Genomic DNA, 4,158 nt, shown 5'->3' on the forward strand with positions numbered 1-4,158 from the left:
GCTTGTTACTTGGAAACTTCTTTTGGAAGTAGGCGGAATATTTACTTTTCAAGGTACTCTAGCCTTCGGATCTTTTACCTTAACCCGAGGGCAAGAGTTAATTTAACACAGCCTATATGGAATTGTCAACCATACCTCAGGGTTTTTTTTGAAATATTTTTAATAGAGTCTTATCCCATGGTCGCACCAGATAAAAGCGAAAATCCAAGGATTCGACATGCCATGACATTTCGCTACATGAATTAAAGAATGGTTACAATACATTGTCGCCCCTACATTATATATTCTTTGGTAGGGTCTTGATTTATCCTGCTCGTGGGTTTTCAGGATAAAAAATGGAAGGGGTTTTTACTTCATAATTTAAATATTGAAGACTTTTTTGAAAGAAACCATGGAAAGGATGGCGAAAGGTGATCGCTTTCCCAAAAATCATAGTCTGGATAAAAAACCCGGGCGAGATACAAACCATGAGGAGGAAGGCATAATCGATGCTTCCCTCGATGAGGTTGGGATAAAGCCAACCGAAGGTCATCAATCTTTTTTTTTCCTAACTGAACCATCCAGATTTCTCCCAAAAGAATTCGAACCATTTTATACAAAAATCCATTTCCAACGATCCGGAAAGACAAAAAACCATTCTTAAAATCATAAACATCAAATTGATGAATTTCTCGAACCATATTAATTACTGAGCTCCCAGAAGCACTAAAGGCAGTAAAATCATATTCTCCTACAAATAGATTGATGCATTCTTTTAAAAGTGGCCAATCAATCTGGAAATTCCCTGGATAAAACATATGGTGACGCAAAAACACTGGAAATTGGTATCCACAATACATCCAATAATGATATTCTTTACCGGTAGCGTCTTTGCGAGCATTAAAGGATGAAGATACCTCCTGAAGGTGTGTCACTCTGATATCAGGAGGAAGGTAGGAATTTAACGCTCGAAAAAGAGTTGGTATTTCCAGGGTTAATTCGACACGGCAATTCGCTACCTGTCCTAAGGCATGAACTCCGGCATCAGTTCGACCAGAGGCATGAAGAACTATCGGCTGATTTAAAATTGATGAGAGAGCTTGAGTGAGAACCGATTGGACGCTACGACGATTTGGCTGACTTTGCCAACCAAAATAATTGGTTCCATCATATTCGATTATCAGTACTAAATTATTACTTTTAGTGCATTTCGATGTATTATCTTTCAATTTTTGCATGAATATCTTAAGTATCCTTTACCAAATAAACCAAGACAATAAAATAACCACGGTTATAAAAATTATTGTAATGCTAAAAAAAAGAATATCAGCCATCCTTAACTTAAGGACTCGAAGCCGACTCCGACCTATACCACCCCGATAACATCGAGACTCCATAGCAATCGCCAAGTCATCGGCTCGCTTAAAAGAATTAATAAATAAAGGAACTAACAGTGGAATAAGATTTTTAGCTCGTTGAATCAAGCTTCCCGATTCAAAATCAGCTCCTCTGGCTTGTTGGGCTTTGATGATTCGGTCAGCTTCTTCCATCAAGGTCGGTATAAAACGGATAGCAATGGTCATCATCATCGCTAATTCATGGGCCGGGAAACCCCATTTTTTGAAAGGACTCATGAGTGATTCCAACCCATCGGTCAATTCAACTGGCGAAGTGGTAAGGGTTAAAAGAGCGGTACATAAAATTAAAAGACAAAGCCGAACAATGATAAACAACCCGCGGATGAGCCCCTCTCTGGAAACATGAAGAAAACCATACTCCCAAATATAATCTCCAGGGGTAAAAAAAACCTGCAAAACCAGAGTAAAAGCTAAGAGAAAAAGAATTGGTTTTAAACTTTTTCCGATATAAGAAATTGGTATCCGGGCAGTAATGGTTAACAAGATGATAAAACATCCAATAAAAAGAAAGGATGGCCATTCTTTGACAATGAATAAAGCAACAATAAGAATAGCAGAAACCAGGATTTTTACTCGAGGATCCAACCGGTGGACGGGCGATTCAATTGGGATAAATTGTCCAATCGCTATGCTCTTCCCCAGCATGTTAATGGCTTCCTCCTTTTAATATCTTTTCTTCAATTTGCTCAGATAATTCCTGAGCAGTTAAAATCCCCTCTTCAATATCAAATCCTTTTTTCCGCAGCAATTCAGCTATTCGAGCAGTAGTAGGTGGTTTTATTCCATATTGATCCAGAATTTTTCCTTGAGAAAATATATGACGTACTGAGCCATCTAATCCAATAGTTCCCTGGTCCATCACAATTATTCTTTCCGCTATCATGGCCAAGTCATCCATGCTATGTGAAACGAATACCAGGGTTGTTTGGTTTTCCTCTCGAAGATCTTTCAGTTTCCTCAGAATTAATCTTTTCCCTTCCGGATCAAGTCCAGCCGTCGGCTCATCTAAAATTAAGGCTTCGGGTCGCATTGACAAAATGCTGGCAATGGCAACTCGTCTCATCTGGCCTCCACTTAATTCAAAAGGATTCTTTTTATGCAGTTCCTGGTAATCCAAACCAACACTTTCCAAAGCCCATTTTACTGTTTCTTCTAACTCTTCACCACCCACACCGTTATTTCGAGGTCCGAAAGCAACCTCGTCAAAAACCGTTTCTTCAAAAATTTGATGTTCAGGATATTGAAATACTAAGCCGATTTTTTTTCTAATCCCCCTAAGCTGGGAACCTTTTTTTTGGATTTTATCACCGTCAATCATAACGAATCCTTGAGTGGGAAAAAGAAGAGCGTTAAAATGCTGAATGAGAGTGGACTTTCCACAGCCAGTCCTTCCAATAATACCTACTGACTCTCCCCTATCAATAGTAAGAGTGACATTCTTAAGGGCTTGAACTTCAAAAGGGGTATGCTGGAAATAACTGTAATAGACGTTTTCTAAACGAATGAACACAAGGCAGCCACCAGTTCTTCTGCTTTAAGGGGAAGCGAAGGGAAAAGCTCGGGAAACCGCCTTTGAAGGATCCAGGCAGTTTCCGATACCAACGGGAGCTCCAAACCCCATTCATAAATTTGTCCTCTTCGATTAAAAATATCGACTGGTTTTCCCTGAGCAACAACTTGACCTTGATCCATTATAATAACCCAATCAGCATCAACAGCTTCTTCAATATAATGGGTAATATGGAAAATAGTGATTGATCCTCGTAATTGAGAAATAAGCGACATAATTTCGCTTCTGCCTTCCGGGTCAAGCATTGATGTTGCCTCATCAAGCACCAAATACTCCGGTTGCATAGCCAAAACACCAGCAATTGCTACTCGCTGTTTTTGTCCACCAGAAAGGAGATGGGGTTCTTTTTTCCGAAAATCGTTCATTCCAACTATATTTAATGCTTGATCAATCCGCTTTCGTATTTCATCTTGAGGTACTCCAAGATTCTCTGGTCCAAAGGCAACATCTTCTTCAACAGTAGTGGCGATAATCTGGTTATCAGGATTTTGGAAAACTAATCCAACCTTTTGACGAATATCCCATAAATACTCTGATTGATTGGTGTTTTTCCCATCTACAATAACCGTTCCTTTTTTAGGAAGCAACAATCCATTACAGTGCTTGGCCAAGGTGGATTTTCCCGAACCATTCCTTCCCAATAATACAACAAACTCACCCTTGGGAATAACGAGCTCGACATTGTGAAGAACTTCATCCTTTTTTTCTATTAAGGTTTCCTCTTCAGAAAACCAGAAGGATACACCATTAAATTCAATCACCTTCAGAGGTCCTTTCCATAAAAAAAGCCAGCCTTTTGGCTGGCAGGGTTATTACTATCCAGCTCACCGTCTTATTCAGTAAGTATTTCAACCCGTGCCATTGGAGCCCCGTCTCCTTGGCGGAATCTGGTCTTATAAATTCGACAGTATCCTCCTTTTCTATCTTTCAAACGTGGTACTAAACTTCTTTGAAGGGTCTTAAAAGCATCCTTATCATCAACCCAGCGCATAACTTGAATAGTTGTTGCATTGGTTCCTTCAATTGCTTGAGATATAATTCTTTCAAAAAGCGGTTTGAGGTTTTTTGCTTTCGACTCAGTTGTTTCCACTGCTCCTGATTTAATCAAGGAAACTAAAAGATTCGATAACATAGCCTCTTTATGGGAGGTGGTACGACCCAACTTCCCTCTTTTCATTCTATGCCTCATTG

Annotated in this window: 5 protein-coding genes; all 5 read right to left on the reverse strand. The window is 39.5% G+C overall.

What is annotated here, in order from left to right:
* Positions 1 to 353 precede the first annotated feature (353 nt).
* A complete protein-coding gene (gene truA / locus PLK24_RS09040; RefSeq protein WP_324478370.1) occupies positions 354 to 1,217 on the reverse strand; it encodes a tRNA pseudouridine(38-40) synthase TruA in 864 nt (287 codons plus the stop codon).
* Between the two features lie 18 nt (positions 1,218 to 1,235).
* The gene (cbiQ, locus tag PLK24_RS09045) at positions 1,236 to 2,039 is read right to left on the reverse strand and encodes a cobalt ECF transporter T component CbiQ (protein ID WP_502876062.1); all 804 of its coding nucleotides are present in this window, start codon (positions 2,037 to 2,039) and stop codon (positions 1,236 to 1,238) included.
* Between the two features lie 4 nt (positions 2,040 to 2,043).
* Positions 2,044 to 2,907 (reverse strand): energy-coupling factor transporter ATPase, encoded by an 864-nt coding sequence (locus PLK24_RS09050; RefSeq protein WP_324478374.1) that lies wholly within the window; start codon positions 2,905 to 2,907, stop codon positions 2,044 to 2,046.
* Entirely contained in the window at positions 2,892 to 3,728 is an 837-nt protein-coding gene (locus PLK24_RS09055) for an energy-coupling factor transporter ATPase (RefSeq protein WP_324478376.1), read from the reverse strand. Before PLK24_RS09055 ends, PLK24_RS09050 begins: the two co-directional genes overlap by 16 nt.
* Before the next feature lie 71 nt (positions 3,729 to 3,799).
* A partial coding sequence (gene rplQ / locus PLK24_RS09060) for a 50S ribosomal protein L17 (RefSeq protein ID WP_324478378.1) occupies positions 3,800 to 4,158 on the reverse strand: 359 nt, incomplete at its 5' end.

Origin of the sequence: Atribacter sp. (assembly GCF_035418125.1) — a bacterium.
Taxonomy (GTDB): domain Bacteria; phylum Atribacterota; class Atribacteria; order Atribacterales; family Atribacteraceae; genus Atribacter; species Atribacter allofermentans.

What these genes read in the sequence shown, in the direction of transcription:
- truA (WP_324478370.1), bottom strand. Translation starts at nt 1,217, where the DNA reads ATGCAAAAATTGAAAGATAATACATCGAAATGCACTAAAAGTAATAAT.